We start from the raw sequence: 24,054 nt of genomic DNA on the forward strand, positions 1-24,054 counted from the left end.
GCGCCGTGCAAGCACATGCTCGAGCTATTCCCGGCTGCGAGGGGGTCCTTGTCCTCAGCGAACGTCGTTCATACACTGGACACGCTGCTGATTCATGTCGATCGCGGCACCGGGTCGATGCTCGATCATCCTCACAGGCCCGACGTATCGGACCGATGGCGATGAGTCTTGACTGACGAATGCGGTGGAGAGGGACATGCCCAAATTCTCGTTGAACGGATACCGCGAGCAGTGGCCACGGATCGGCGCGGTGCTCGGGATGGCCGTCGCAGGTGTCACCGCGCTGACTTCGCCGCGGATGTCGAAACCACAGCTCTTCTCCACGCTCAATTTCGGCGGACTGTTGGTGCATCAATACGAGGAATATGTGGATCCAGGGTGGTTCCCCGGCCAGTTCAATCACGGCGTGCTCAAGAGCGATCAGCCGCGAAACTTTCCTCTCAATCCGAATTCGGCGTTGTGCGTGAACGTGCCGGCGGCGTACCCGTTCTACATTCTTCCTATTCTGTTCCCGAAGGTGAAGTGGCTTGGTTTGGCCCCTGTGTTCTTCGGCATTTTCCAGTCGGTCGCGCATGGAGTCTTCATTCCACGCCTCGCCGGCGACAAGTACAGCCCAGGCTTCCTGGCGTCGATCTTCCTGCATGTGCCGATCGGCATTCGGTACATCCAGTCTCTGAAGAAGACTGAGGGACTGAGCCGTGGTGACATCGTCGGAGGGGTCGTCTACATGATTGCGTTCGCGTTCGTCGGTGTGGTGCTGCCCAACGTCTTGGGCGACAGACGCGACAGCAAGTACGTCTGGGGCAAGAAGCAGATGGGCCGACACGACGTCGGCACAATCGGAAAGAAGCGCTGACGACCACGACCGGCACCGCAGCCGGCGCACCGCCGTCAAGCTAGTTGAGGATCGGCACTCCTGAAGGGATCAGGCCTCCGTCGTAAAGATCCGCAGCCAGATTCTGCAACGCGGCGAGCGCCACCCGCTGGGTAATGGGCCCGTAAGATATCCTGGCCACCCCGAGAGCCTCATATTCCGGCGCGGTCAGCGCGCCGAGGAACGCTCCGGTGATCGACAGGCGACCTCGGCCGAACGCGTCGACGATTCGCTCCACATGCGCCCGCTCGACGACACCGGGAACGAAGACCAGCGGGGCGCCCGCCCCCAGGAACGCGAGACCACGACGAATCGCATCGTCGACCCTCGCCTCCATCGGGGCGTCGCCCCCGCGTACGATCGCGTCCGTCCGCGCGTTCAACTGAAACGGGACGCCTTCCTTCTCCGCGGCTCTCATTGACGCGTCCACGCGGCGGACGGACTCATCGAAGGGAAGGAGTCGATCCTCGATGTTCGCACCCACCACCCCGATTCCGATCGCGCGTCGAACCGTCTCGGCCGGGTCGTCGTATCCGTTGTCGAGATCCGCACTCACAGGAAGATCGACGGCATCCACGACCGGCTTCACCGCGGCGAGGGCCACGTCGGAGGGCATCTCGCCGTCCCGATACCCCAGGCTGGCGGCGATCGAGTGCCCCGCGGTCGCGATGGCCGTGGTGCCGGGTACGGCCGCGATCGCCTTCGCACTCACGGCATCCCACACATTCACCACCTGGAGGATCTCAGGGGACCCATGAAGACGCTGCAGTTCGCGTGCTCTTTCCAAGGTGCTCATCGATGAATACCTTCATTCGCCCGGCCAGTCGTACGCTACTCCTGGCCGCCTCTCGAATGTGATCAGCGACCCTCGCGCGCGAACTCCCGATCACCTGCGAGGTCCGCGCCGGAATCCGCATCCCAGAGGGGGACGGTGAGAAGTTCCGAAATGGCCGCCTCGAGGCTTGCCGCGAGGGGAATGCCGACAGGGTCATCGAGCCACTGCCGCTGCAGCCCCTCCTCGAGAGCGAGCAGTCGGACCGCGCTGGCCATCGGATCAGCACCCGACGCGAGAAGCCCGGCCCGCTGGGCGCCGCGGAGCGCCCACGCTATCCCCGAGCGAACGCGGCGGTAGTTCTCGTGGACGTAGTCGTGGGCAGGATGCTCCGGCGACGTCGATTCGGCGGACACCACGACGTAGAGCTGGACGAGTCCTGGCACAGTCTCGTTGTGGCGCGCGAGCGCGACCATTCCCCTGAGGACGCCGAGCCCATCCGGGCGGCCGGAGTCGTGCGCCCGGAACACGTCGCGGTCCAGCTCTTCCCGGCGATCGAGAACCGCGATGAGGAGTTCCTCCTTCGAACGGAAGTGATGCAGAAGGCCGGCGCGGGTGAGGTTGCACGCTGCTGCGATCTCGAGGATCGAAGCCCCGGAGTATCCGGCATTGGCGAACGCCGTCACCGCGGCGCGGAGGATCTCCTCGCGACGTGCGCGTCCCTTCGCATATCCCATGCGTTCCATTCTCTCCGAATCGATCGGGCGCCCCGAATGGCGCGTGTTGGCCCGATTAGGAAAACCTACACTAGTGAGGGTATCTTGGCCGCGTCGGCACCTCGCCGACCGTGAGACAAGGGAGTCCTCGTGACCACATCCGTCGAGGACGGGCAGCCAGCCCGTGCCGCCACAGCACCGATCAGCCAGACAACAACGCCGCCGACGCGTGAACCGCGCGGGTTCGCAATCACGTACTGGCTCGCGACCTACGGGCTGTTCCTCGGCATCCTGACCCCGATCACAGGTGGACTCGCCGTCCGGGTCCAGAACTTGGTCGGCCTGGACGCGGCGCCCGCGGTCCTCGGACTGGTGATGGGCGTCGGCTCATTCTTCGCCCTCTTCGCTCAGCCGCTCGCCGGCCGCCTTTCCGACCGCACCACGTCCCGATTCGGTATGCGCCGACCCTGGATCCTCGGCGGTGTGATCGTCGCTGGAGTGACGCTCGCCCTCGTCGGCGTCGTCCCGAGCGTCTGGATGTTGCTGATCGTCTGGTGTATCGCTCAGCTCGCGAGCAACTTCGCACAGGGCCCGGAGACAGCAGCCGTCGCCGACCAGGTGCCCCACCTGCGCCGCGGATTCATCAGCGGCTTGGCTGGCACCGCCACGCCGATCGCAATCCTGACCGGAGCCATCCTCCTGAACGCGATGCCCAATGACGCTCTGCGCAGCTTCGTCCCGGCGCTCCTCGCGACCGCGTTCGGCCTCCTCTTCGTGTTCACACTGAAGGATCGAGTACGCACCGAGCCGCCCGCCGAGAAGTTCAACCTGAAGGAGTTCTTCGGTACCTTCTACTTCAACGCCCGCACCCACCGCGACCTCGGCTGGGCGTGGCTCACCAAGGCCATGATCATGTTCGCGTTCGGAGCGCTCGGCGGGTTCCTGACGCTCTTCCTCGGAAGCCAGTTCCACCTCGATGTCGCTCACCAGCTGTCGTTCAACCTGAGCGCGACGATGATCCAGGTCGCCGGAATGGTCGTGATGAGCATCATCGCCGGCAAATGGTCGGACAAGATCAACCGCCGCAAGCCGTTCGTCATCGTCGGCGGAATCCTCGTCGGCCTCGGCGTGATCACGGTCGCACTGTCCACGCTGGCCGGTGACGGAGGCCTCACGATGATCCTCATCGCCGAGGCGATCCTCGGCGTCGGCGCCGGCATGTTCCTGGGCGTCGACCAGGCGCTATGCATCGATGTGCTGCCAGACAAGGACAACATGGCGAAGGACCTCGGCGTGCTCAACATCGCGAACACGCTGCCCGCGATGATCGCCCCGCTGTTCGCCGGCACGATCTTCATCCCGCTCGGCACCGCCCTCTTCGGGGGCGGCTATGCGCTGTGGTTCGCCGTCGCCGGCATCGTCGGAATCGTCGGCGCTCTGCTCGTCCTGCGGATCCGCAGCGTCCGCTAGCCCGTAGCCGCAAACATCTCCAGGATGTACTAACTGATTGATCAGGAGAACGAAATGACATCGACCACCGACAGCCGGTTCCCGTACCAGGACGCCGCGTTGTCGCCCGGACAGCGCGCCGACGATCTGCTCGGGCGGCTCACTCTTGAAGACAAGGCCGGCCTGCTTTTCGTCGCCATCGCCGTCTTCGGAGATCCGACGCAGCCGAGTCCGATGTTCCCGGCGCCCTCGCTGGAGTCGACGGTGTCGAAGCTCCGGATCAATCACATCTACGTGATCGGGGATGCCGAGTCCGCGCGCGAGTTTGCACAGTGGCACAACACTGCGCAGGACATCGCCAGCAGCGTCGGACTCGGCATCCCGATCACCTTCGGAACCGATCCGCGGCACGGGTTCACCTTCAACCCGGGCGCGAGCGCCGCCGCCAAGGTGTTCTCCCAGTGGCCGGAGAGCCTCGGATTCGGCGCCCTCCGGTCGGAGGAGCTCGTCGAACGCTACGCCGACGTCGTGCGCCGCGAATACACCGCCGTCGGGCTGCGGCAGGCGATGCACCCACAGCTCGACCTGGCGACAGAACCGCGCTGGGCACGCATCAACGGCACGTTCGGCGAGGACCCGGCCCTGGTCGCGCGCCTGGGAGCCGCGTACATCCGGGGCCTGCAAGGCGCCTCCCTAGGGAACGGCTCCGTCTCAGCCATGGCGAAACACTTCCCCGGTGGCGGACCGCAGAAGGATGGGGAAGATCCGCACTTCGCCTACGGCAAGGAGCAGATCTATCCCGGCGGCCACTGGGACGACCACCTCAAGCCGTTCATCGCCGCAATCGAGGCGGGCGTCGCGCAGATGATGCCCTACTACGGCATGCCGAGCGGAACGCCGTACGAAGAGGTCGGGTTCGCCTTCAACAAGGCGATCGTGACCGAACTGCTCCGCACGGAGCTCGGTTTCGACGGGATCGTCTGCACAGACTTCGGCCTGGTCTCCGACGTCGAGATGTTCGGAGCCCCGTTCCCAGCGCGCGCCTGGGGTGTCGAAGGCCTGTCCACGCGCGAGCGCATCGCACGGCTCCTCGACGCCGGCTGCGATCAGCTCGGCGGGGAGTTCTGCAGCGCGGAACTCGTGGGCGCCGTCAAGGACGGACTGGTGACCGAGGCGCGCATCGACGAGTCGGCACGGCGTGTCCTGATCGAGAAGTTCACCCTGGGGCTCTTCGACGACCGTCATGTCGACCCCACGCTCGCCGAGCAGATCGTTGCGACCGACGACCTCAAAGAGGCCGGGCTCGACGCGCAACGCTCCTCGATGACGCTGCTGACGAACGGTCCGTCCGACGCTCCCACACTCCCCTTCGCTCCTGGACTGAAGATCTATGCGAAGAACATCGATAGTTCGGTATTCGACCGCTGTGTAAGCGTCGACGACCCCTCGGCCGCGGATGTCGCCGTCGTACGGATCGCAGCGGCCTACGAACCTCGGACCAGCGGCTTCGAGCTGTTCTTCCACGCGGGAAGCCTCGAGTACAGCGCCGAAGAGCGGGACGAACTCCTCTCTCTCTGCGCGTCAACACCTACCGTGATCGTGGTGAACCTGGACCGCCCGGCGATCCTCACCCCTTTTGTCGATGCCGCAGCAGCAATCATCGCCGAGTACGGCGCCACGGACCGGGCCGTCGCCGATGTCCTGCTCGGCAACGCCGGCCCCGAGGGCAGGCTCCCTCTCGATCTGCCGAGTTCGATGGCATCCGTCTCCGCCAATAAGTCCGATACCCCGTTCGACATGCCCGACGCCCTGTTCCGCTTCGGGCACGGCCTTCGCTACACGGACTGAGCGACTCAGGAGGGACCTTGCTTTCAGTGACCGGCTAAGATCCCTGACACATCCGCCGGCGCCCGAACCGCAGTGCGCTTGGGGATGACCGGCACGCGCGAGTTCGCAAGTGCCCGGCTGGCCCCACTATAAGATCCCCCGGTACGTGCACATCGTGGAAAGCTTCCCGATAACCGTCACCGGCAAGCTGCGCAAGGTGGAGATGCGCGCTATGGCGGTCGAAATCCTCAGCGCGCCGACGCACTGATCGGCAGGCCCCGGGATCGACCTCCCTCAACGGGCGATGATGTCAACGGGCGATGAGAGCGGCGTCATGATGACGAAATGAGCGCGCTCGGAGTACGCACCGGCCGACCAGCCAGCGGGGCGACAACCGCTCTGCGATACTCGCCGCAGCTCGGCAAAAGTTCGCGACGGCCGGATTCGGCGGTGCGACGCTTCGCTCGATCGCAACACGCACCGGCGTCGACGTGGCCCTGCTCTCGCATTACATCGGAAACAAAGACAGTCTCTTCGCCGCGACCCTCGAACTCCCGGATAGCATCCGTGAGGCTTTCATCGCCGCGCTCACCGGACCATCTCCGGGCCGTGCGACGGACCGGCCTTTGACGACGCCATCGATCACAACCGAGTGGGCCTGGCGCTGGCAATGACCCAGCTTCTCGGCATCGCAGTCGCTCGCTACCTCACCCACCTCCCGCCGCTGGCGGACATGGACTTCGAAGCCCTCGTCGCCGGAACCGCGCCCGCGGTCCAACTCCACCTGTCGACCACAGCGTAATCCGCTCGACCGTGCCCGGTCTCACGCCTCATCAACTGTTGACATCATTGGTCGTTGACATCAGCATGATTGCAGGCTGAGAGTCGCAGATGGCGGCTGAGCCCAAGGATGTCATCGTGAGATTCCTACTGCGGCACTGGTACGACATCGGCGGAGTTCTCATCATTCCGGTGGTCCTGTGGGCGATCTTCGGAAACCTATCGACGGTCCAGCTGATTCTGGTACTGAACCTCGGGGTGATCTTCTGGCACCAGTTCGAGGAGTACCGATTCCCTGGCGGGGAGCCGTGGGTACTCAACGAGGCATTCATGAAGCCCAGCGGTCACGCAGACCGACTCCCCACGAACGAGGTCTCAGGGATCTGGATCAACATCAGCGCCTGGGTGCTGTACTTACTGGCGGCCATCTTCCCCGACGTGATCTGGCTCGGACTCGCTCCCATCCTCATGGGCTTTCCCGCCCAGTTCGTCGTGCACGGCATCATCACCACCCGCAAGCTCAAATTCTTCTACAATCCCGGCCTGGCCGCGGTCGTCTTCGGGCACACTCCGCTCGCGATCTGGTACGTCATCGTCGTGTACCAGGAGGGTCTCATCCACTGGTGGGACTGGATCTTCGGGTTGCTCATCCTCGGGTTCTTCATGGGCTTCGTCATGCAGGTCGTCGGCTTCCGGCTGATCGCCCCGCGGGCCGCCAACACGCACCCATACACGCCCGACGAGTACAACAAGTGGGACCGCGAGCGCCGCCTTCGGCGGGTCGGCATCGAACCCGGTGTCGTGCCGTCACCGCTCGTCCCCGAAAACACAGAAGCAGGAGTCAACAAATGAAAATCACCGTTCTTGGTACGGGTGGCGCGGCGAAGACGCTGGCCGGCGGCCTCATCGCAGCCGGTCACTCCGTGGTCTTCGGCTCCCGGGATCCGTCGGGGAAGACCGACCTCCCGGCACCGGTGCTCCCCGTCCTCGAATCGACGGAGGGCGCGGAGTTGGTCATCAGCGCGATCATCGGGACAGCTGCCCTGGAGGCGCTGAAGAACTATGAATCAGCACTGGCCGGACACGTGCTTCTAGACATCAGCAATGCCGTCGTGCCTTCGTTCGATCTCCTCTATCCGACGGGAAGTCTCGCCCAGCGAATCCAGGACGCACTGCCACAGACGCGAGTCGTGAAGTCCCTCAACACCCTCAATCTCGGGACCCTCGTCAATCCGGACGTACTTCCGGCCCCGACTCACCTCTTCCTGTCCGGCGATGACAACGACGCGAAGAGTCTGGTTTCCGGCGTCCTGACGAGCCTCGGGTGGCCGACCGACCAGCAGATCGACCTGGGCGGCATCGAAACGGCAAAAGCGCAGGAACACTACTTCCTGCTCTATTTCGGCCTGTTCCGGCGAGCGATGAAGGCCTGCAACATCGCCGTCGTCTACGCGGACTAGTCGGTCGGACCACCCGCTCCTCCCCGTGGGCTCACATCCTGCGGAGGAGGAGCGTCACGTTTTGGCCGCCGAAGCCGAACGAGTTGCTGAGGGCTGCTGGAACCGGCGTCTCGCGGGGGCTGCCCATGACGAAGTCGAGTTCGACGCCCACGTCCGGATTCTCGAGGTTGATGGTGTGCGGCACGACACCGGCTTCGATGGTGCGGGCAGTGATGATCGCCTCCACAGCCCCGGCCGCACCCACGAGGTGACCGATCGAACCTTTCGGGGCGGCCACCATCGCTTGCAACCCGAACACCGAATGGATCGCAGCCGCCTCCGCCTGATCGCCGATCGACGTACCCGTGGCGTGGGCGTTCACGTGGGCGACCTCGTCGGAGTTCATATGCGCAACGTTCAGCGCGTTGGCGATGGCGCGGATCTGCCCCCGTCCAGCAGGTTCCGGTGCGGTCATATGGAAGGCGTCGGACGTCACGCCCCAGCCGGCAAGTTCAACCCGCACGTTCGCGCCGCGTGAGCGTGCGTGCTCTTCACTCTCGAGGATGATAATTCCGGCGCCCTCCCCCAGCACGAATCCGCGGCGATCCCGATCGAAAGGCCGGGACAGTTCGGCAACGGGCCTCCCGTCAGGCTTGGCGAGGGCATGCGCCTGCGCGAATGCGGCGAGTGTGAGGGCGCGATCGCTGCCTCAGTTCCACCGGCGATGACGATGTCTGCCTCGCCCGCTCTGATGAGCCGCGCGGCCGCTGCGATCGCCTCAGCGCCAGAGGCGCAGGCGGCGGCCGTCGTGTAGGTTCCTGCACGAGCGCCGTAGTCGATGCTCAGTTGTGCCGACGCACCGTTCGGCATGAGCATGGGCACCGCGCGTGGCGAAACGCGCCGCGCTCCGGCCGACTCCAGCGTGTCGTCTTCGCGCAGGAGAGTCTGCATGCCGCCGATGCCCGTACCGATCACCACGGCCAGCCGGTCCGGCTCCGGGGCAGGACTCCCGGCGTCCGCCCACGCCTCTGCTGCCGCGATCACCGCGAGTTGCTGCGCCCGGTCGAGTCGTTGCGCGGTCACCCGACCGAGTTGCTCGACGACCTCGACGCCCGCGGGCGCGGCGATCTTCACGGGGAGGGTGTCCCCGCCGGATTCTGGGGCGATCGAACGTACGCCACTCTCGCCGGCCAGCAGGCCGCCCCACAGCGCATCGACACTGTCGCCGAGCGGCGACACGCTTCCATAACCCGTGATGACCACTCGCATCTTTATCTCCTTTTGTATGGCAAACAAGGACAGTTGTATCATATACAACTTTTTGCCTCACTTGTATGCCCTACAATTACGGGATGGGCAACGGGACGAGCGCGCGCGGAGCCGCCACCCGGGCACGAATCAGGGAAACGGCGATGGCCCTCATCTCGGAACGCGGAGAAATCACCACCGTCGCCGAGCTAGCGGCACGGGCCGGGGTGTTTCCCAACCAGATCACACATCATTTCGGGTCCAAGGATCGGCTCTTCGCAGAAGCCGCCTTCGCGCTCCTTCTGCGCGACACGAACCGCTTGCGCGACTCGGTTCGCCGAATGAGGACCCCGGACTCCTTCCGGACGGCGTTGGCCCGCACCGCTTTGTCGATGCCCTCGCTCCCCTTCGTCGTCGAGGCGATCACTCTGGCGCGTAACGACGCCGAACTTCGCCCCCAAGTTCGCCGCGCAACCGGCATCCTCTTCCGCAAGTCGGAAACATATCTCGAGCGCGTGCTCGCCGAGAACAAGTGGACCAGCGAACAAGGGATCAAACGTGACGTGGCCACCTTCTGGAGCACCGTCTTCGGAGCAGTGCTAATCTCCGGCTCCGGATTCCCTGGTGGCCCTTCGGACATCGACCTCGCCGGCTCCCTTAGCATCGTCACTGAGTGAATGGCCGTCGGGCAGTGCTGCGGAGAACAGCGCTAGCCGTCTTGTTGCTCACACAGCCCCGACGACCTAAGGCGCGCGTTGCTCGTCATTCGTCGATGTCTTGCTCGGCGGGGGAACTCTGGCGAAGGCACCACACCGGGCGCGATTCCAGCACGAGTGAGTCGGCGTTCGCGGTTCCACCGACCGTACGCGGACTCGGTGTAGTTGTGGGTGTTCGCTTCGGCCGGACCGAGGGTGCGGAAGCCGATCAGCAAAATGAAGACGATCAGATAGAAGGCCAGGCCGAGGATCCCGAAGATCCAGTCCCACCAGTGGATGAGGTTCTCTTGGTAGACCGCGATGACGTACCAGATCGCCAGTGTCAGGACCGGCTGGATGTATGCCGCGACGGATTCGTGCTATGAGCCAACTCTTTCAAGCGGCGACGGCGCGGCTGCGTTCGGCATGAAGTCAGAATAGCTGGGCTGATTACCAGAACAGCTTGTGTCGCAATGCACTAAGACCACGGGCGAACAGGTCGCGGTTCGCGGTTATCGCCGTTCATGTAGCGGGCCGACACTGTGGACGGCAACACCCTCCTTGTGTGTCATGGTGTCGCGGAACGCCAGAATGGTCGCCAAGAGTCGATCATCCTGCGTGCTCACCAATCGGTCGCGGGGTGATGCCGGCGCGGAGGAGACGACGTTCACGGTCCCACCGGGTGTACTCAGCAAGGGTGTAGTGCCACTTCTCGACACCACGCGGAGCCAGAACGCGGAAGCCGACGATCTGCATGACGAAACCCATGAAGAATCCGAGAATGAGGAGGCCGAAGATCCAGTCCCACCAATGGATGAGTCCCTCCTGATACACGGCGACGATGTACCAGATGGCCAGGGGAAGGTGGCCGAGCACCACCGCACCGAGGCCCGGGTTGTAGAAGAACTTGAGCTTGCGCGTCGTGATGACACCGTGAACCACGAACTGCGCGGGGAAACCCATCAGGATCGGTGCCAGGCCCAGCCACACCTGGTCGGGGAAGAACACAGCGACGAAGTAGAGGATCCACGCCGTCCCGTTGATCCAGATACTCGAGAGCTCGTTTGTCGGCAAGGTGTCCGGGCGCACGTTCGGATCCGGCTTGGACAAGAACACCTCGTTCAGCACCCACGGCTCCCCGCCCGGGAACCTGTACTCCTCGAATTGATGGATGAAGATCACGGCCAGGTTCAGCAGCAGGATGAACTGCACCGTCGGCCAGTGCCCGAGGAAGGCGACCAGCAGCACCGGAATGACCAGCACCCCGCCGACGTCGTACCAGTGGCGCAGGATGAACCTGGTCATGATCTTCTCCTCATCTATTACGTTCGAACATGGCTGACAGTCTCGGCGGCAGTTCGACGTTCCCGTAGCCCGATTCTCTTGTTATCCGCTTCCATGATCGGTGCGTTTCAGCGGAGTGGCGGATGACCGGGCGAGGATGCTCGCTACGGGCACGTTTACACCTAGCACGGTCCTATTTCGGCGGGACGATGGGCAACACGAGGTATGAGTCGTACTGTCCGCCGGAGTGGACGATGTGGGTGCCCGTGTTCCTTGACACCGGAGGAGCGAACATCTGGGCCGACGACGCCAACTCTGCCGGAGCCGGCTCGGCGCCGCTCATGTCGCCCGCGACCTGCAGGCGAAGCTGCTCACCTGCTCTGAACCTGACGGCGATGGGGGCGAGCCCGATCGTGACGGGGACGCGCTCTCCTGGCTCGAGCAGCTGTTCTTCACGGTGAGTGTGATAGATCATGAAGTCCGTCGATCGCTCCTCGTCGATCTCTCGATGTGAGACTCGGAGCCCTTCCACGTTGATCACGCCCTGGAACCGACCATCTACGCCCAACTTGTCGAGCCGCACGAACAGGTCAGCATCCTGGCCATCGGTCACTTCGAGCCAGAGCTTCGCGACGACATATCCGATCACATCGGTGTCCTCGGTGAAGGTGTAGGTGAATGTCGTGCCACCTCCGACCGCCGGGTACTCGGCTGTCGCTTCGTTTCCGAGTGGTTCGTCGACGAGGGCACCCGCCGATGCATCCAGGTGCAGGGTTGCGTAGCGTGTGCGGGCGATGGGCCATTCGTGCTCGGGTCGGTCGACCTCCGCCGCGGGCAGGTAGATGGCGGCGTCGGCGTATTCGTGGTTCGCCTGCTGGTCCGGCTCGAGGCCCGGGTCAAGCACGGCGACGCGCACGCGGGGCGTCGACTCCCAGCCGTTGTTCTCGCCCTTCAGATAGTGGTCGAAGAAGCGCCGCAGGTCAGCAACGTACTCGGGGGCGTATTGGAAGTACCACTCGTCGGTGTTGAAGATGCGCAGCCACTTCTCCTCGGTCGGCAGCTGGCGGAACACCTCGGAGGTGAAGCGGTGCAGGAAGCCGGGCTGGGGGCCGGCGGCGACGTACGCGGGAACCGTCACCTTCTCGACGGCGGCTTCCTTCGCTGCCCAGTAAGCGTTCTTGAGGGGGTACTTGTCGATCATCGCCACGAGGTCCTCGACCCTGTTGCCGTTGAGCAGGTTCGTCATCCAGGTCGGAAAGCCCGGGAGCGGCATGCCGCCGGGAGCGATGAGACCCTCGTAGACGTCGGCGAATCCGTTCCACGGCGCGATGGCGGCGAGATGCGGCGGCTGCTCAGCGGCGATGAACCACTGGATGACCGAGAGCCACGAGTTGCCCTCCAGCCCGACTCTGCCGTTCGACCACTCCTGATCGGCGACCCATTCGACGAGGTCGTAGCCGTCCTTGCCCTCCTTGGTGCCGAACCAGTGCAGGTCGCCTTCGGAACTGTACGAGCCGGGGGCATCCGCATTGATCACTGCGTACCCGTTCGCCACCCATTCCGCAGGGTCTGGGCCCTCGAACTTCTGCAGGCCGGAGATCCACTCCTCGCGTGCGGAGAATCCCATCACGTGGCCGACGGCGTGACTCCAGAAACCGCCCTCCTTGCCGTAAGGGCTCCAGGCGATGATGGCGGGGACGTCTGTGGCGCCCGGCGGGCGATACACGTCGACGAAGATCGTCGTTCCATCGCGCAGCACGACGGGGACGTCGCGTTCGAAGAGGATGTCCACGGGGAGTTCGCGGGTACCGCCGTGCCATCGCGATCCGACCGGATCCTGGCCGCCCGTCGGGCCGTACGTCGAGCCGGCAGGCAGAGTGATCGTCTGTGACTCGAGACCGGGATAGAACGTCTCGGGGTCGGATGCCGGCCGGAGCTGCCGATAGATGATGTCGGACTCGACCGTTACGCCGTCGTCCTGTGGTCCAGAATTCTGATCGGACATCTTCGTCCCTCTTTCGTGCGATTGATTCAAACGGTGGATTGCGTGGGTCGAGCCCGGCCGGATACGCCGTCGGGCGCATCCGGCCGGGCACTCCAACGCGTCAGTGCCCTCCGAACAAGCCGGAGGTGTCGGCCGGCTTCGCGACGAGTGCAGGCTTGGGAATAACCGGCACGAGCAGGTGAGAGTCGTGCGTCCCGCCGGTGTGCAGGATGTGCGTCCCCTGGTTACGCGTCTCCCAGGCGGCCGGGATGAACAACCTCGGCTGTCGATGCCCCGACACCACGAGGCGCAGCCGTTCACCTGCGTACCAGATCCGGCTCGACGGCCAGATAGCGATGTCCACCGGCACGACCTCGCCGGCCGTCAGCAGCTGTTCGCGTTCGTGCTTCTGCACCGGCGCGAACGGCTCTGAAGCGGCCTCATCCAGTTCACGGTGGGATACACGCAGAATGCCCATCGCCCCGGGATGCGCGTTTCCGAGGTAGGCGACCGGAGAGAACTCACCGTCCGCGTCGGCCTTCTGCACGGCGAGGAAGATGTCCATGTCATCGGCGCCCTCCGCCTCCACCCAGAGCCGGAGGCTCATATAACCGGTGAGCTCGGTGGTCTCCTCGAAGGCCAGATCGAACGTCGCCGAACCGGTGAGTGCATCGTACGAAACGGACGACTCGGTCGCGACGGGCTGCTCGGACAGGCTGAGAGCACCGGCGTCCAGGTGGAGCTTCTTGTACTGGGTTCGGGGCAGCGGGAAGTCCTCCTCCCCGCGGAGCGACTCGTAGTTGATGTGAGCGGTGTCCATCACGTCCACCCGCACCCGCGGGGTCATCTCCCAGCCATTGCGGATTCCCTTCAGGTAGCGATCGAAGAACCGCTTGAGGTCTTCCATCGTCTCGGATTCGTAGTAGTCGGGCCACTCGAACTCGCGGTGCGCGCGCAGCCACTTCTTGTCCGTGTTCAGGCGCCGGAAGCCATCGATCGAGCCCTTGGTGTGCAGCGGGTTCGTCCACCCTGCGCTGACGTACACAGGGATGGAGATCTCCTCCACACGCGCAATCTTGTCCAGCCAGTACGCATCTTTGACGGGATGCGTTCGACCCATCTGGACAGAGTCCTCAACCCCGTTGTTGCCCTGCATGCCGGCGATCACCGCCCCGCAGAAGCCCGTCTCGAGAACGCCACCGGGGACGAACAAGGAGTCATAGGCATCGACGAACCCGTCCCACGGTGCGATGCATGCCAGGTGCGGCGGCTGCTCCGCAGCGGCGAACCACTGGCTCACTGCGAGCCAGGAGTTGCCGGTCATCCCCACCTTGCCGTTGCTCCACTCCTGCGCAGCGACCCACTCGATGAGATCGGCCGCATCGCGGCCCTCCGCTGAGCTGAAGGTGAGCACATCTCCCTCGGAGTTGCCGGCTCCGCGGGCGTCCGGATTGATGACCGCATAGCCCTGGTAGCACCAGTAGTACGGGTCGGGACCCTCCATCTTGGTGGCCGGGGAGTATGTGTCCGGGCGCACCCCGGGTGTCGGCCAGGACGTCGCGTATCCCGCGCGCTTGCCGTACGGGCTCCACGCCACGATGGCCGGGAGCAAGCCCGTGGAACCCTCAGGACGATAGACATCGGTATAGATCGTGGTTCCGTCCCGCAACTGGACGGCGACATCGCGATCGTAGACGATCCCGTCAGCCACCGTCTGGCCCGGGGTGAAGGCATTCGACTCGTGGACCGGGCCGGCGTCGACATAAATCACATCAATCGGCTGACCTAGGAATGTCCGCGATTCTTTCCAGTTCTTGCGTTGTTCCGTCATTCTCTTACTCCTCTTCGAGCGTTCAATCGGGTGGGGTGCGGTGTGGGAGGTCAGACATGCGCGACGCGCTCCTCGACGACGGGGTACTCACCAGGCGTGATCCCGGCGCGCAGAAGCCGGCGCTCCCGGTCCCAGCGGGTGTACTCGCTGACGCTGTACGCCCAGTTCGTCGCACCACGCGGCGCGATGATCCGGAAGGCGATGATCTGCATGATCACGACGATGAAGAACAGCATGTAAACGATGGCGAGCGCCCAGTCCCACCACTGGATCATTCCCTGGCGGTAGACCTCGACGATGTACCAGATGCCCAGTGGAAGGTGCCCGAAGATCACTGCGACGACACCGGGGTTGTAGAAGGTCTTCAGCCGGCGGTTGGTCATGAAGGCGTGAGAGAACAGCTGCAGGACCGCCCCGAAAAGGATCGGAGCGAGACCGAGCCAGACCACCGTTGGGAAGAAGATGGGCACCAGGTAGAAGATCCACGCGGTTACATTGACCCACACCCCGCTCAGCTGGTTGGTGGGCCGCCGGTCGATCGGCGGGCCCTTCGGCATCACCACCTCGTTCAGCACCCACGGCTCGCCGCCAGGAAGGCGGTATTCCTCGAACTGATGGGCGAAGAGCACCCCGAGGTTCAGGACCAGGATCAGTTGGACCGTGGACCAGTCGCCCAACCAGGCCCACAGCGCCACCGGGATGATGAGCACACCGGCGATGTCATACCAGTGCCGAACGAAGAACCTCATCGCAACTCCCTTGTTGTCGACGGTGGTCGGCATCTGACGACGCCGTTTCGAACATAATGTGCTCAACAGGCGTTGATGTCAACAGTTGATGATGTGCGGATAGGCTGATGCCATGGCGACCGGCGACCTGTCCAACCGTGACCGGATCCTGCGGGCGGCGCGAGATGAATTCGCTACGCACGGCTTCCGCGGCGCGACGATGCGGTCCATCGCCGCGGCGGCGGGCTTTGATGTGGCCCTGCTTGCGCACTACTTCGGCAACAAGGATGGTCTGTTCGCGGCCACGTTGCAGATGCCAGATGGAGTGCTGACGAGTCTGAGGGGCGCGTTCGATGGCCCTCAGACCACACGCGGCGAGCGCCTCACCCGGCTGTATCTGACCACCTGGGAGGAGGGCCCCACCGGTAAGCAGATGCAGTTGCTCGCCCGTTCCGCCCTCAGCAACGACGCCGCTGCTGCTGCGATCCGCCAGATGTTCGGCGGCGGACTCGCCGAGGAACGCGCGATCGCGATCGCCGAAGGTCGCCAGTACGGGACCACCTTGGCCATGACCCACTTGTTCGGGGTAGCGTTTGGTCGCTACGTCCTGCGCGTCCCACAGCTCACCGAACTCGACCTCGACGCTCTGGTCGCTCGAACGGCACCCTCGGTCCAGCTCCTCCTCGATACGCCCGACAGCACGTCGGTCGCGGGCGAATAGCGGCAGGCTACGGAATGAAGCCGGCGGCCTTGGCGCGCAACACCGCCTCGTAGCGGGTGCCTGCGCCCAGCTTCCGCATCGCCGACGACACGTAAGCCTTGACCGTGGTCTCCCGCAGGTGAAGCAGTTCGGCGACGCGTGCGTTTCGCATCCCGAGTGCCACATGGGCGAGGACGTCGAGTTCGCGTGCGGTCAGGTGGACCTCGGAGTCCGCCGAGCGAAGTTCGATGAGGGATGCAGCGATCTGGTCATAGCGTCGCCCTGCCGCCGCATGTTCGCCGGTCCGGGTAGCGACGCGCAACTGGGCGAACTCTTGACGATCAGCGAGCGTCTGACGGCCCGACGTGTTGCCGGCCGCGATCATCTCGTTCTCGGCGAAGATCTCGTCGAGACGTCGCTCGACCTCGTCGCGCACGGTCATCTCCCATTTCATCCGCTGCGCCGCGGTCACAAGCGCATCGAGCGATTCTGAGCCGACGTGCGTCGGCGCCCGGAATCCGCCGTAGAGGATGGCGCGCACGCGCTCTCTGACGACCACGGGCACGGCTGCGATCGACACCATGTGCTCTGCAGCGACCTCGCGCTCGTAGCGGTGCGTGATCGTGTTCGAACGCAGGTAGTCGACGGTGACGCCCGGCGCTCGAGTGGTCATCACGCGGCCGCCGAGACCCTCGCCGGGTTGGATGAGCAGGCCGTGGATGCTCTGACCAATGGTGTGGGCGAACGCGCTCAGTTTCGCGTTCTCCGTGTCGACCAGGCCGCCGAATCCCACGTCGAACCCGCCCTGCTTCGTCGCGTAGGCAACGGATTCACCCATCAGTCGAGAATCTCGTGACGCCATCGTCGCCTCCTATCGAGAGGATAGTCCTCTCTGCGCCCGACGGAGCTCACTACGACTTTTCGTAAATACCCCGGTCCGGGGGTCCACTCGCATGCAACCGTGCCGGCGCGAGACACCATCCTTAGGAGGTAGCGGACGGTGCCGACCGGCTTGATCCTTTTGCTATGCGCAAAGAAGCTCAGCCGTCATACGGATCCGGAACCTCCACGACTGCCCTCCTCGGAGACACCATCGCGGACAACTTCGACCGCACCGCGTCCCGCTACGCAGACCGCGAAGCACTCGTGGACGTGGCGACCGGTCGCCGGTGGAGTTACGCCGAGCTGCAGCGGGCCATCGACGGACTCGCGAAGGGTCTGATGGCGCGCGGAGTCGCCAAGGGTGATCGCGTAGGGATCTGGGCGCCGAACTGCGCTGAATGGGTTCTGACCCAGTACGCGACGGCGAAGATCGGCGCGATCCTCGTCAATGTGAACCCGTCGTACCGGCTGTCCGAACTCGAGTACGTCGTCGGTCAGTCCGGCATGACGCTCATGGTCAGCGCGATCGCGCACCGTACCAGCGACTATCGAGGCATGCTGGAGGCGATCGGCTTCGCCGAGACGGTCTTCATCGACGACTCGAGTTGGGATGAGCTGATCGCGTCCGGCCGCCCCGTCGACGACGAAGCGCTCGCCCAGCGTGCCGCCCAGCTGACCTTCGATGACCCGATCAATATCCAGTACACCTCCGGGACCACCGGGTTCCCGAAGGGTGCGACCCTGTCGCACCACAACATCCTGAACAACGGCTACTTCGTCGGCGAGGGCGTGCATTACACCGAGGAAGACCGGATCTGCGTGCCGGTGCCGCTGTATCACTGCTTCGGAATGGTCATGGGCAACTTGGCCGCCTACTCGCACGGCGCCTGCATCGTGCTGCCGGCTCCAGCTTTCGATCCGGAGGCGACGATGGCCGCCGTGCAGGCCGAGCGCTGTACGTCGTTGTACGGCGTTCCCACCATGTTCATCGCGCAGCTGAACCACCCCGCTTCAGGGACTTCGACTTCTCGAGCCTTCGGACGGGCATCATGGCGGGCTCTCCGTGCCCTGTCGAGGTCATGCGACGCGTCGTCGACGAGATGCACATGTCAGAGGTGGCCATCTGCTACGGGATGACCGAGACCTCTCCGGTCTCCAACATGACCCAACGAGACGACACATTAGAGCAGCGCACGGCCACGGTCGGCCGCCCGATGCCCCACGTCGAGGTAAAGATCACTGACCCGGAGACCGGGCTGATCGTGCCGCGCGACCAGGCCGGAGAACTGTGCACACGTGGATACTCCGTGATGCTCGGCTATTGGGATGATCCCGAGCGCACCGCCGAGGCGATCGACGCTGCCCGCTGGATGCGAACCGGAGATCTCGCGACAATGGACGACGACGGCTACGTCAATATCGTGGGCCGCATCAAGGACATGGTGATCCGTGGCGGCGAGAATATCTACCCGCGCGAGATCGAGGAGTTCTTCTACCAGCACCCGGATATCAGCGACGTGCAGGTCATCGGGGTTCCGGACGAACGGTACGGCGAGGAGCTGATGGCCTGGATCGTGCTGCGTCCAGGCGCCGAGCCGCTGACCGCCCAAGCACTGGCCGCGTTCGCCCGCGACCACCTCGCTCACTACAAGATCCCCCGCTACGTGCACATCGTGGACGGCTTCCCGATGACGGTCACCGGCAAAGTGCGAAAGATCGAGATGCGGGAGATGGCGGTCGAGATCCTCAGCACACCCGTCTGACCGTGCGGCGTCGCGGGGTGCTCAGCTGAGGGATCGGACCGTCAGCGTCTGCTCGGCTCTTCCCACCGGACCCGACTCGTCGTGAAGCTCGGTGCTGGTCAGTCCCTGCCCGGCTGGGCCGAAGGTGACCGTCGTGTCGAGCCCGACCCACTCGCCGGCCGGCTGCCGGAAGAGGTGGATGGTCAGGTCGAGGTTCGGGAACATCCACTCCGTCGGAGAGCGGCGCACTGCGACGCCGTTGGCGGTGTCGACGAGCGCGATGAATGCGGCATCGCGGCTGACCTTCTCGCCTCCCACCAACTGACTGTCCGTGCGAAGCCACGCCGTCGCGCGACCAGGCCGAGGCGCCTCGGCAGCGCGCATTTCGAGGGACGCAACGTAGCCGCCCGGCCACGTGTCGGTGATCGGCCAGCGATGCTCCGGTCCGGGGATGCTGAGCGACGGCGACTCTCCCCGGCGATCGCCCTGGTGTCCGAAGCCATCGTGTACCAGGCGCGCGCGAGCACAGCGGGCCGTCCTTTGATGATCACGGTGGCCTGGATTAGCTCGATCGTTCGGCCGGGGCGGATCGTCTCGACCTGCACCTGGCACACGTCTGCCGCGAGGAAGCCGAGAATGTCGAAGCTGACGCGGGCGAGGACCATACCGGCTGCGTCGCCCTGCAATGCGCGATGCTCGTCGATGGCATGGACGATTAGGCCGCCCAGCGGGCTGAAGTGAATCTCGCCGTCCTTCCACGCTCCTCCCGCCTCCGCGGTCGGCCGGTAGCGGTCGACGGCGACCCGTTCGAAGTACGGCAACTGATTCGGCGTCATTCCGCGAGAGTAGGAGTTCCTCACGCGGTCACGCTCCATCTGGCCCGAGTGTTGCCGAATCGTCAGGCCGCCGTAGCCGGAACGGCCGTTCCGGCGTCTCCACGAGCCCGTCGGAGCCGATTGGTTGGGACGCGGCTCGCGCGCGGAGGAGCCGGCGCGCGCTTCACTGAGCCGTCGGCCATGCCCACCTCTGGTGAGCAAGTGCGCTCAGATTCGACGTACAGAGGACTCGGTGGGTCAGCCAAAGAACTAATCGAGGCGGACGGTGACCAGAGGCATGAGGAAGGAAAGGACACCCCACGGATAAGAGAGAAGAAGAGAACGGAGCAGGAAAAGCAAAAGCGAGACGAAATGGACGGGACATGAGACGAATGAGCGAGTGATACAAGAGCAATGCACGTAGGCACTCTTTGAGATGTGCGCGCCGCGTGCGCGCCAAAATGAGCGCGCGACCGGAACGTGTAGGTGTGCGAGGTGGAGTGGCGCGCTGGAAGCGCGGGCAAGCAGCCCAAGGAGTGAAGCAGGCGGTGCGGTATGCCTTCGGCGGGGTCTGCGACGCGACCCTGACTGCGAGGACCGCCGAGGGGGCGTTGGCTGCAGTCGGGTACGCGGATGCCGTAATGACCCGGTACATCGTGGAGGACGGCGCGATCCGTGACGATCTGCTCACCCGCTCCCAGTTGAGGGATTGGGTCGACGGGTTGGACCCGCTCACCGGTGAGCGACGCGGCCGGGACCTTGAGTCGCCGGTGGCGGATCTGATTCTGGATGCGACGATCAACGCGCCGAAGTCGTTCTCGATCGCGGCGATGTTGGATCCGGAGTTGGCGGCCGCGTACGAGGATCTGCAGGACCGGTTGCGGGATCGGATCATCAAGTTGTGGCAGAGCGAGCTCAACGCCCGCCGAGGCAAGCAAGGATCCATCCGCGAGGACCTCGCACGGATCGAGGTGGTCGAGCTGCGGCACGAGCGCTCCCGGTCCCTGGACCCGCACAAGCACCGCCACCTCTGGTTGAACGTCAAGGTCCAAGGCCTCGACGGCAAATGGTCGAACATCGACACCCGCGTCGCCTTGCGGTTCCAGAACGTGATCAACGCCGAAGGCGATCTTGCCACGCGTACCGACCCGGAATGGATCCGCGCCCTAGCTGCGAAGGGATTCTCGCTCAATGAGGACGGGGAGATCACCCAGTTGCAGCGCCTGGTGCGTCCGCTGTCTAAGCGGTCCGCACAGATCGAAGCCAACAGGATCGCCCGCACCGTTTGGTGGAGACACCAGCATCCAGGGCAGGAGCCGTCACACGATGTGCTTGCCCAGATCGATCATTGGGCGTGGGCTGTCGGCCGCCCCGACAAGCCGGGTGAGCTGGACGAGGGCGGATGGGCTGCACTCGTCCGTGAAGAACTCTTCACCGCCGACCCTGCGCTGGGCATGCGACGCGCACCCGCACCGCTACCTACTGTCGCCATGCAGGATCTCGACCTCGAGTTGCTGGCAGCCAAGGCCGTTGTCGACGCGGACGCCCGTTCGACCGGCAGCGGTGGTCGGTTCAGCGTAATGGACGTGCGGGCGGGCGCGCTCCGCGCGATCGCCGCGACAGGTGTTGTCGCCGACCGAGACGAACTCACGAAGCTCGCTGAGGAAGTCGTCGCGCACTCGCCTACGGTGACGCTGATTTCCGAACCGGACGCCCCGAAGCACGTCAAGCACCTCATGGCAGTTTCCACCGCCACGTTGAAGGCCACTCTCGCGCAGGAGGTCGATGCGTTCTCCGCATCCGGACAGATCCTCGACACAGGCGAGGTCGCCGTGATCGGTCACGCAATCGAGCCCAATCACCCGCTCGACGACGAACAACTCGCTGGTGCTGCCGCGATCGGTGGCACATCCCGTAACGTGGTCATCTCTGGCCCGGCCGGCACCGGAAAGACCACAATGCTCAAGGTCGCGGGCGCTGCTCTGCGGCGACGCGGCCACAAGATGATCGTCGTCGCGCCGACCAAGAAGGCTTCCGCCGTGGCGGGACGCGAGACGATGAGCTCGTCGTCATCCCTCCACCAACTGCTCCACGAGTATGGGTGGCGCTGGGCGACCTCCGCGTCTGGCGCAACTCAATGGCGACGGCTCTCGATCGGTAAGGTTGACCCAACTTCGGGCGCCGTCTATCGCGGCCCCCGAATCAGCATCAACCCTGGAGATCGCATCGTCGTGGATGAGGCCGGCATGCTGGACCTCGAGGCCGCGTCGGCACTTCTAGACGTGGCGCACGCGACCGGCGCGGGAGTCGCTCTCGTTGGCGACCAGCGACAGGCCTTGCCGGTGGGGCACTCGGGCGCCATGGCGCTGTTCTGGCGCCGCTCGCCTGATCGCGTGGAGCTCACAACTACCCACCGCTTCAATGACCAAGCTTGGGCAGAACTCACGCTTCGTCTCCGCCACCCCTACAGCGAGGACCAAAGGCGCGAGGTGGCCGAGGACCTCATCCGTACCGAGCATGTCGTACTGACAGATAACGACGTCGCCGCGCGTGAGGCGATGGTCGAAGGATGGTTCGACGCCACGCGGCGCCACGAGACGATCGCGCTAGTTACGGCGACGCACGCTGAAGCGCAGGAGATCAGCGAAGCCGTCCAGCACCGCAGGCTCGAATCCGGCGCGATTCGCCCCGGGCGAGCATTCTCCGGACAGGCGGGGCAGGCGATATTCGTCGGTGATGTCGTTCAGACCCGGCGCAACGACAGTGCTGCGGACATCCAGAATCGCCAAAACTGGACCGTTAAGACGATTGGCAGGGACCACGCGATCCTCGCCGCGAGCACCGACTCGACCGACCTGAGGAAAGTCAGCCTCGCTTATGCCGAAGCGCATATCCACCTCGCCTACGCCACGACGGTCTACGGAGTTCAGGGCGAGACAACAGACTGCGCCCTCGTGGGACCCGGAGTCGATGGCGCCGGCCTCTACGTCGGCCTCACCCGAGGGAAGCGGCACAACGCCGCGGTGCTGGTCGCTCCGACCGCGGACTCGGCAAAATCGCAACTTGTCGAGATGATGCAGCGTCAGACGCTAGAAGAGACGATGGAGAAGTCGCGAGCGGCAGCGCAGACCGAACTCAGGCGGGCTGCCCAAGCCTCTGCTGGACCGATCATTCCTGCACACGATGCGCAACGCGCCCCGAGTGGCGTCACATGATTCGGCTAACGGCTCTACCCGACGATCCCAGCCGCGCACAACTCTCGGCCGAGCTGGTTCACTCCGTCCAGAGTCCCGCCTTCTGGGTCGAACCCGAAAATGGCGATCCCGAGTTCGTCGGCAGCAACCCGAGCAGCTGGGATCACACCGTCACGGACGAATATCAGCGCCCGACGACCGTCCGCCGCCGAGACAGAAGCCGCTCTCTCCACGCATCGGACCTCGAGATTGCCTCGTTGGTTGTCGACCCACGCGAGGCTTCTCGCACTGTAGATGTCGCAGACTTCGGTAGTCGTTCCGGAAGCGGCAACCGCGTCCATAGCACCGAGGTAGATCATCCACTCGCGGCACAGTTCGATTGCTTCATCGTCCGAAGCGCCCCGAGGCTTCGGCTCTGGCGGCTGCCGTTTCACAAGACCAGTGTGCCCCAGACCGCCGTCCTCCCTACGTGTCAACTGCACCGAGAAGGCGGGATGTCGGCGCTCGCGCGTAGCCTGACGCCACCCACCTCATCGCTGGGCAGAGCCGCGAGAGGCGATTGGAGCTGAGGTATGGGCAGCATTCACGCTTACGAAACGGCCAGCGGCAAGCGTTATCGGGTCCAGTACAGAACGCCGGAGCGCGACCTCACCGGCAAGCGCGGCTTTCGAACGAAACGAGACGCCGAGCTCTTTCTAGCCTCCGTCGAAGTCGCGAAGGCCCGTGGCGAGTTCGTCGATGCTCGAGCATCACGATCGACCATTAGCACACTCGGCGGTGAGTGGCTGGCCAACCAGCATCATCTGAAGCCCTCGTCACTTCGTCCCGTCGAGATCGCCTGGCGGCTGCACGTAGAGCCGAAATGGGGCAGCCGGCGAGTGGGCGAGATCCGCCATTCGGAGGTGCAGAACTGGGTGACGGCCTTCACACAAGGCGACGGCAAACCGCGCTCCGCAACGACGGTACTCCGCGCCTATGGCGTACTCGCGGGCATCTTGGATACCGCGGTCTTGGATCGCCGAATTCCCTCGAACCCGCGCGCGGCGTCAACCTTCCTCGTAAGCTCAAGGGCAAGCACAGGTACCTAAGCCACG

20 protein-coding genes and 3 pseudogenes are annotated in these 24,054 nt (G+C 64.5%); 12 read left to right on the forward strand and 11 right to left on the reverse strand.

Going from position 1 to position 24,054, the window contains the following annotated elements; translation table 11 throughout:
* Nucleotides 1–196 precede the first annotated feature (196 nt).
* Nucleotides 197–856 (forward strand): HXXEE domain-containing protein, encoded by a 660-nt coding sequence (locus ACQ86A_RS17845; protein ID WP_431278263.1) that lies wholly within the window; start codon nucleotides 197–199, stop codon nucleotides 854–856.
* Nucleotides 857–896: 40 nt separating this feature from the next.
* Here ACQ86A_RS17845 and ACQ86A_RS17850 read toward each other — a convergent pair whose 3' ends face one another.
* Together ACQ86A_RS17850 and ACQ86A_RS17855 are read right to left on the reverse strand one after the other, a co-directional pair.
* Nucleotides 897–1,670 (reverse strand): isocitrate lyase/PEP mutase family protein, encoded by a 774-nt coding sequence (locus ACQ86A_RS17850; protein ID WP_431278264.1) that lies wholly within the window; start codon nucleotides 1,668–1,670, stop codon nucleotides 897–899.
* A 62-nt stretch (nucleotides 1,671–1,732) separates the two neighbouring features.
* Nucleotides 1,733–2,383, reverse strand: coding sequence for a TetR/AcrR family transcriptional regulator (locus ACQ86A_RS17855; RefSeq protein WP_431278265.1), 651 nt, complete (start codon nucleotides 2,381–2,383; stop codon nucleotides 1,733–1,735).
* A gap of 129 nt (nucleotides 2,384–2,512) precedes the next feature.
* On the opposite strand from ACQ86A_RS17855, the gene ACQ86A_RS17860 reads away from it, so the two are divergent.
* The 6 genes from ACQ86A_RS17860 (at nucleotide 2,513) to ACQ86A_RS17885 (ending at nucleotide 7,878) form a co-directional block, all read left to right on the forward strand.
* The gene (locus ACQ86A_RS17860) at nucleotides 2,513–3,832 is read left to right on the forward strand and encodes an MFS transporter (protein WP_431278266.1); all 1,320 of its coding nucleotides are present in this window, start codon (nucleotides 2,513–2,515) and stop codon (nucleotides 3,830–3,832) included.
* A 54-nt stretch (nucleotides 3,833–3,886) separates the two neighbouring features.
* Complete coding sequence (locus ACQ86A_RS17865) at nucleotides 3,887–5,659, forward strand: glycoside hydrolase family 3 protein (protein WP_431278267.1); 1,773 nt, start codon at nucleotides 3,887–3,889, stop codon at nucleotides 5,657–5,659.
* Between the two features lie 383 nt (nucleotides 5,660–6,042).
* A complete protein-coding gene (locus ACQ86A_RS17870) occupies nucleotides 6,043–6,312 on the forward strand; it encodes a TetR/AcrR family transcriptional regulator (protein ID WP_431280481.1) in 270 nt (89 codons plus the stop codon).
* A complete protein-coding gene (locus ACQ86A_RS17875) occupies nucleotides 6,309–6,440 on the forward strand; it encodes a hypothetical protein (RefSeq protein ID WP_431278268.1) in 132 nt (43 codons plus the stop codon). Before ACQ86A_RS17870 ends, ACQ86A_RS17875 begins: the two co-directional genes overlap by 4 nt.
* A gap of 116 nt (nucleotides 6,441–6,556) precedes the next feature.
* Nucleotides 6,557–7,270 carry an HXXEE domain-containing protein gene (locus tag ACQ86A_RS17880; RefSeq protein WP_431278269.1) on the forward strand — a complete coding sequence of 238 codons (714 nt, stop codon included), beginning with the start codon at nucleotides 6,557–6,559 and terminating at the stop codon, nucleotides 7,268–7,270.
* Complete coding sequence (locus tag ACQ86A_RS17885) at nucleotides 7,267–7,878, forward strand: NADPH-dependent F420 reductase (protein WP_431278270.1); 612 nt, start codon at nucleotides 7,267–7,269, stop codon at nucleotides 7,876–7,878. The genes ACQ86A_RS17880 and ACQ86A_RS17885 overlap by 4 nt, the downstream gene beginning before the upstream one ends.
* Nucleotides 7,879–7,909: 31 nt before the next feature.
* On the opposite strand, the gene ACQ86A_RS17890 is transcribed toward ACQ86A_RS17885, so the two are convergent.
* Both ACQ86A_RS17890 and ACQ86A_RS17895 read right to left on the reverse strand, forming a co-directional pair.
* Nucleotides 7,910–8,332, reverse strand: coding sequence for a hypothetical protein (locus ACQ86A_RS17890; RefSeq protein ID WP_431280482.1), 423 nt, complete (start codon nucleotides 8,330–8,332; stop codon nucleotides 7,910–7,912).
* 126 nt (nucleotides 8,333–8,458) lie between these two features.
* Nucleotides 8,459–9,168, reverse strand: a pseudogene (locus ACQ86A_RS17895) (beta-ketoacyl synthase N-terminal-like domain-containing protein); the annotation flags it as partial.
* A 41-nt stretch (nucleotides 9,169–9,209) separates the two neighbouring features.
* Here ACQ86A_RS17895 and ACQ86A_RS17900 point away from each other — a divergent pair.
* On the forward strand, nucleotides 9,210–9,782 hold the full coding sequence (locus ACQ86A_RS17900) for a TetR/AcrR family transcriptional regulator C-terminal domain-containing protein (protein ID WP_431278271.1): 573 nt from the start codon (nucleotides 9,210–9,212) through the stop codon (nucleotides 9,780–9,782).
* A 627-nt stretch (nucleotides 9,783–10,409) separates the two neighbouring features.
* Here ACQ86A_RS17900 and ACQ86A_RS17905 read toward each other — a convergent pair.
* The 4 genes from ACQ86A_RS17905 to ACQ86A_RS17920 form a co-directional block, all read right to left on the reverse strand.
* A complete protein-coding gene (locus ACQ86A_RS17905; protein ID WP_431278272.1) occupies nucleotides 10,410–11,105 on the reverse strand; it encodes an HXXEE domain-containing protein in 696 nt (231 codons plus the stop codon).
* Between the two features lie 172 nt (nucleotides 11,106–11,277).
* Nucleotides 11,278–13,089: a CocE/NonD family hydrolase gene (locus ACQ86A_RS17910; RefSeq protein WP_431278273.1), complete on the reverse strand. Its 1,812-nt coding sequence runs from the start codon at nucleotides 13,087–13,089 to the stop codon at nucleotides 11,278–11,280.
* 100 nt (nucleotides 13,090–13,189) lie between these two features.
* Nucleotides 13,190–14,899, reverse strand: a complete 1,710-nt coding sequence (locus ACQ86A_RS17915) for a CocE/NonD family hydrolase (protein ID WP_431278274.1) — start codon at nucleotides 14,897–14,899, stop codon at nucleotides 13,190–13,192.
* Nucleotides 14,900–14,949: 50 nt separating this feature from the next.
* Entirely contained in the window at nucleotides 14,950–15,681 is a 732-nt protein-coding gene (locus ACQ86A_RS17920; RefSeq protein ID WP_431278275.1) for an HXXEE domain-containing protein, read from the reverse strand.
* A gap of 79 nt (nucleotides 15,682–15,760) precedes the next feature.
* Between ACQ86A_RS17920 and ACQ86A_RS17925 the strand changes: the two genes are divergently transcribed.
* Nucleotides 15,761–16,348: a TetR family transcriptional regulator gene (locus ACQ86A_RS17925; RefSeq protein ID WP_431278276.1), complete on the forward strand. Its 588-nt coding sequence runs from the start codon at nucleotides 15,761–15,763 to the stop codon at nucleotides 16,346–16,348.
* A gap of 7 nt (nucleotides 16,349–16,355) precedes the next feature.
* Here ACQ86A_RS17925 and ACQ86A_RS17930 read toward each other — a convergent pair whose 3' ends face one another.
* Entirely contained in the window at nucleotides 16,356–17,165 is an 810-nt protein-coding gene (locus ACQ86A_RS17930) for a response regulator transcription factor (protein ID WP_431278277.1), read from the reverse strand.
* A gap of 188 nt (nucleotides 17,166–17,353) precedes the next feature.
* On the opposite strand from ACQ86A_RS17930, the pseudogene ACQ86A_RS17935 reads away from it, so the two are divergent.
* Nucleotides 17,354–18,972 (forward strand): annotated as a pseudogene (locus tag ACQ86A_RS17935) (AMP-binding protein).
* A gap of 21 nt (nucleotides 18,973–18,993) precedes the next feature.
* Here ACQ86A_RS17935 and ACQ86A_RS17940 read toward each other — a convergent pair.
* Together ACQ86A_RS17940 and ACQ86A_RS17945 are read right to left on the reverse strand one after the other, a co-directional pair.
* Nucleotides 18,994–19,335 carry a hypothetical protein gene (locus ACQ86A_RS17940; protein WP_431278278.1) on the reverse strand — a complete coding sequence of 114 codons (342 nt, stop codon included), beginning with the start codon at nucleotides 19,333–19,335 and terminating at the stop codon, nucleotides 18,994–18,996.
* A 182-nt stretch (nucleotides 19,336–19,517) separates the two neighbouring features.
* Nucleotides 19,518–19,826: pseudogene (locus tag ACQ86A_RS17945) on the reverse strand (acyl-CoA thioesterase domain-containing protein); the annotation flags it as partial.
* Between the two features lie 581 nt (nucleotides 19,827–20,407).
* Here ACQ86A_RS17945 and ACQ86A_RS17950 point away from each other — a divergent pair.
* Nucleotides 20,408–22,981: an AAA family ATPase gene (locus ACQ86A_RS17950; RefSeq protein WP_431278279.1), complete on the forward strand. Its 2,574-nt coding sequence runs from the start codon at nucleotides 20,408–20,410 to the stop codon at nucleotides 22,979–22,981.
* A 551-nt stretch (nucleotides 22,982–23,532) separates the two neighbouring features.
* Nucleotides 23,533–24,048, forward strand: coding sequence for a hypothetical protein (locus ACQ86A_RS17955; RefSeq protein ID WP_431278280.1), 516 nt, complete (start codon nucleotides 23,533–23,535; stop codon nucleotides 24,046–24,048).
* The last annotated feature ends 6 nt before the right edge of the window (nucleotides 24,049–24,054 follow it).

It is taken from the genome of Leifsonia poae, assembly GCF_050632195.1.
GTDB classification, from domain to species: domain Bacteria; phylum Actinomycetota; class Actinomycetes; order Actinomycetales; family Microbacteriaceae; genus Leifsonia; species Leifsonia poae_C.

Coding starts and splice junctions, on each gene's coding strand:
- ACQ86A_RS17915 (WP_431278274.1), bottom strand. CDS start 14,899: ATGACGGAACAACGCAAGAACTGGAAAGAATCGCGGACATTCCTAGGT.
- ACQ86A_RS17885 (WP_431278270.1), top strand. CDS start 7,267: ATGAAAATCACCGTTCTTGGTACGGGTGGCGCGGCGAAGACGCTGGCC.
- ACQ86A_RS17930 (WP_431278277.1), bottom strand. CDS start 17,165: ATGGGTGAATCCGTTGCCTACGCGACGAAGCAGGGCGGGTTCGACGTG.
- ACQ86A_RS17940 (WP_431278278.1), bottom strand. CDS start 19,335: ATGCGCGCTGCCGAGGCGCCTCGGCCTGGTCGCGCGACGGCGTGGCTT.
- ACQ86A_RS17900 (WP_431278271.1), top strand. CDS start 9,210: ATGGGCAACGGGACGAGCGCGCGCGGAGCCGCCACCCGGGCACGAATC.
- ACQ86A_RS17950 (WP_431278279.1), top strand. CDS start 20,408: ATGACCCGGTACATCGTGGAGGACGGCGCGATCCGTGACGATCTGCTC.
- ACQ86A_RS17845 (WP_431278263.1), top strand. CDS start 197: ATGCCCAAATTCTCGTTGAACGGATACCGCGAGCAGTGGCCACGGATC.
- ACQ86A_RS17865 (WP_431278267.1), top strand. CDS start 3,887: ATGACATCGACCACCGACAGCCGGTTCCCGTACCAGGACGCCGCGTTG.
- ACQ86A_RS17850 (WP_431278264.1), bottom strand. CDS start 1,670: ATGAGCACCTTGGAAAGAGCACGCGAACTGCAGCGTCTTCATGGGTCC.
- ACQ86A_RS17890 (WP_431280482.1), bottom strand. CDS start 8,332: ATGACCGCACCGGAACCTGCTGGACGGGGGCAGATCCGCGCCATCGCC.
- ACQ86A_RS17905 (WP_431278272.1), bottom strand. CDS start 11,105: ATGACCAGGTTCATCCTGCGCCACTGGTACGACGTCGGCGGGGTGCTG.
- ACQ86A_RS17955 (WP_431278280.1), top strand. CDS start 23,533: ATGGGCAGCATTCACGCTTACGAAACGGCCAGCGGCAAGCGTTATCGG.
- ACQ86A_RS17910 (WP_431278273.1), bottom strand. CDS start 13,089: ATGTCCGATCAGAATTCTGGACCACAGGACGACGGCGTAACGGTCGAG.
- ACQ86A_RS17925 (WP_431278276.1), top strand. CDS start 15,761: ATGGCGACCGGCGACCTGTCCAACCGTGACCGGATCCTGCGGGCGGCG.
- ACQ86A_RS17875 (WP_431278268.1), top strand. CDS start 6,309: ATGACCCAGCTTCTCGGCATCGCAGTCGCTCGCTACCTCACCCACCTC.
- ACQ86A_RS17855 (WP_431278265.1), bottom strand. CDS start 2,383: ATGGGATATGCGAAGGGACGCGCACGTCGCGAGGAGATCCTCCGCGCC.
- ACQ86A_RS17920 (WP_431278275.1), bottom strand. CDS start 15,681: ATGCCGACCACCGTCGACAACAAGGGAGTTGCGATGAGGTTCTTCGTT.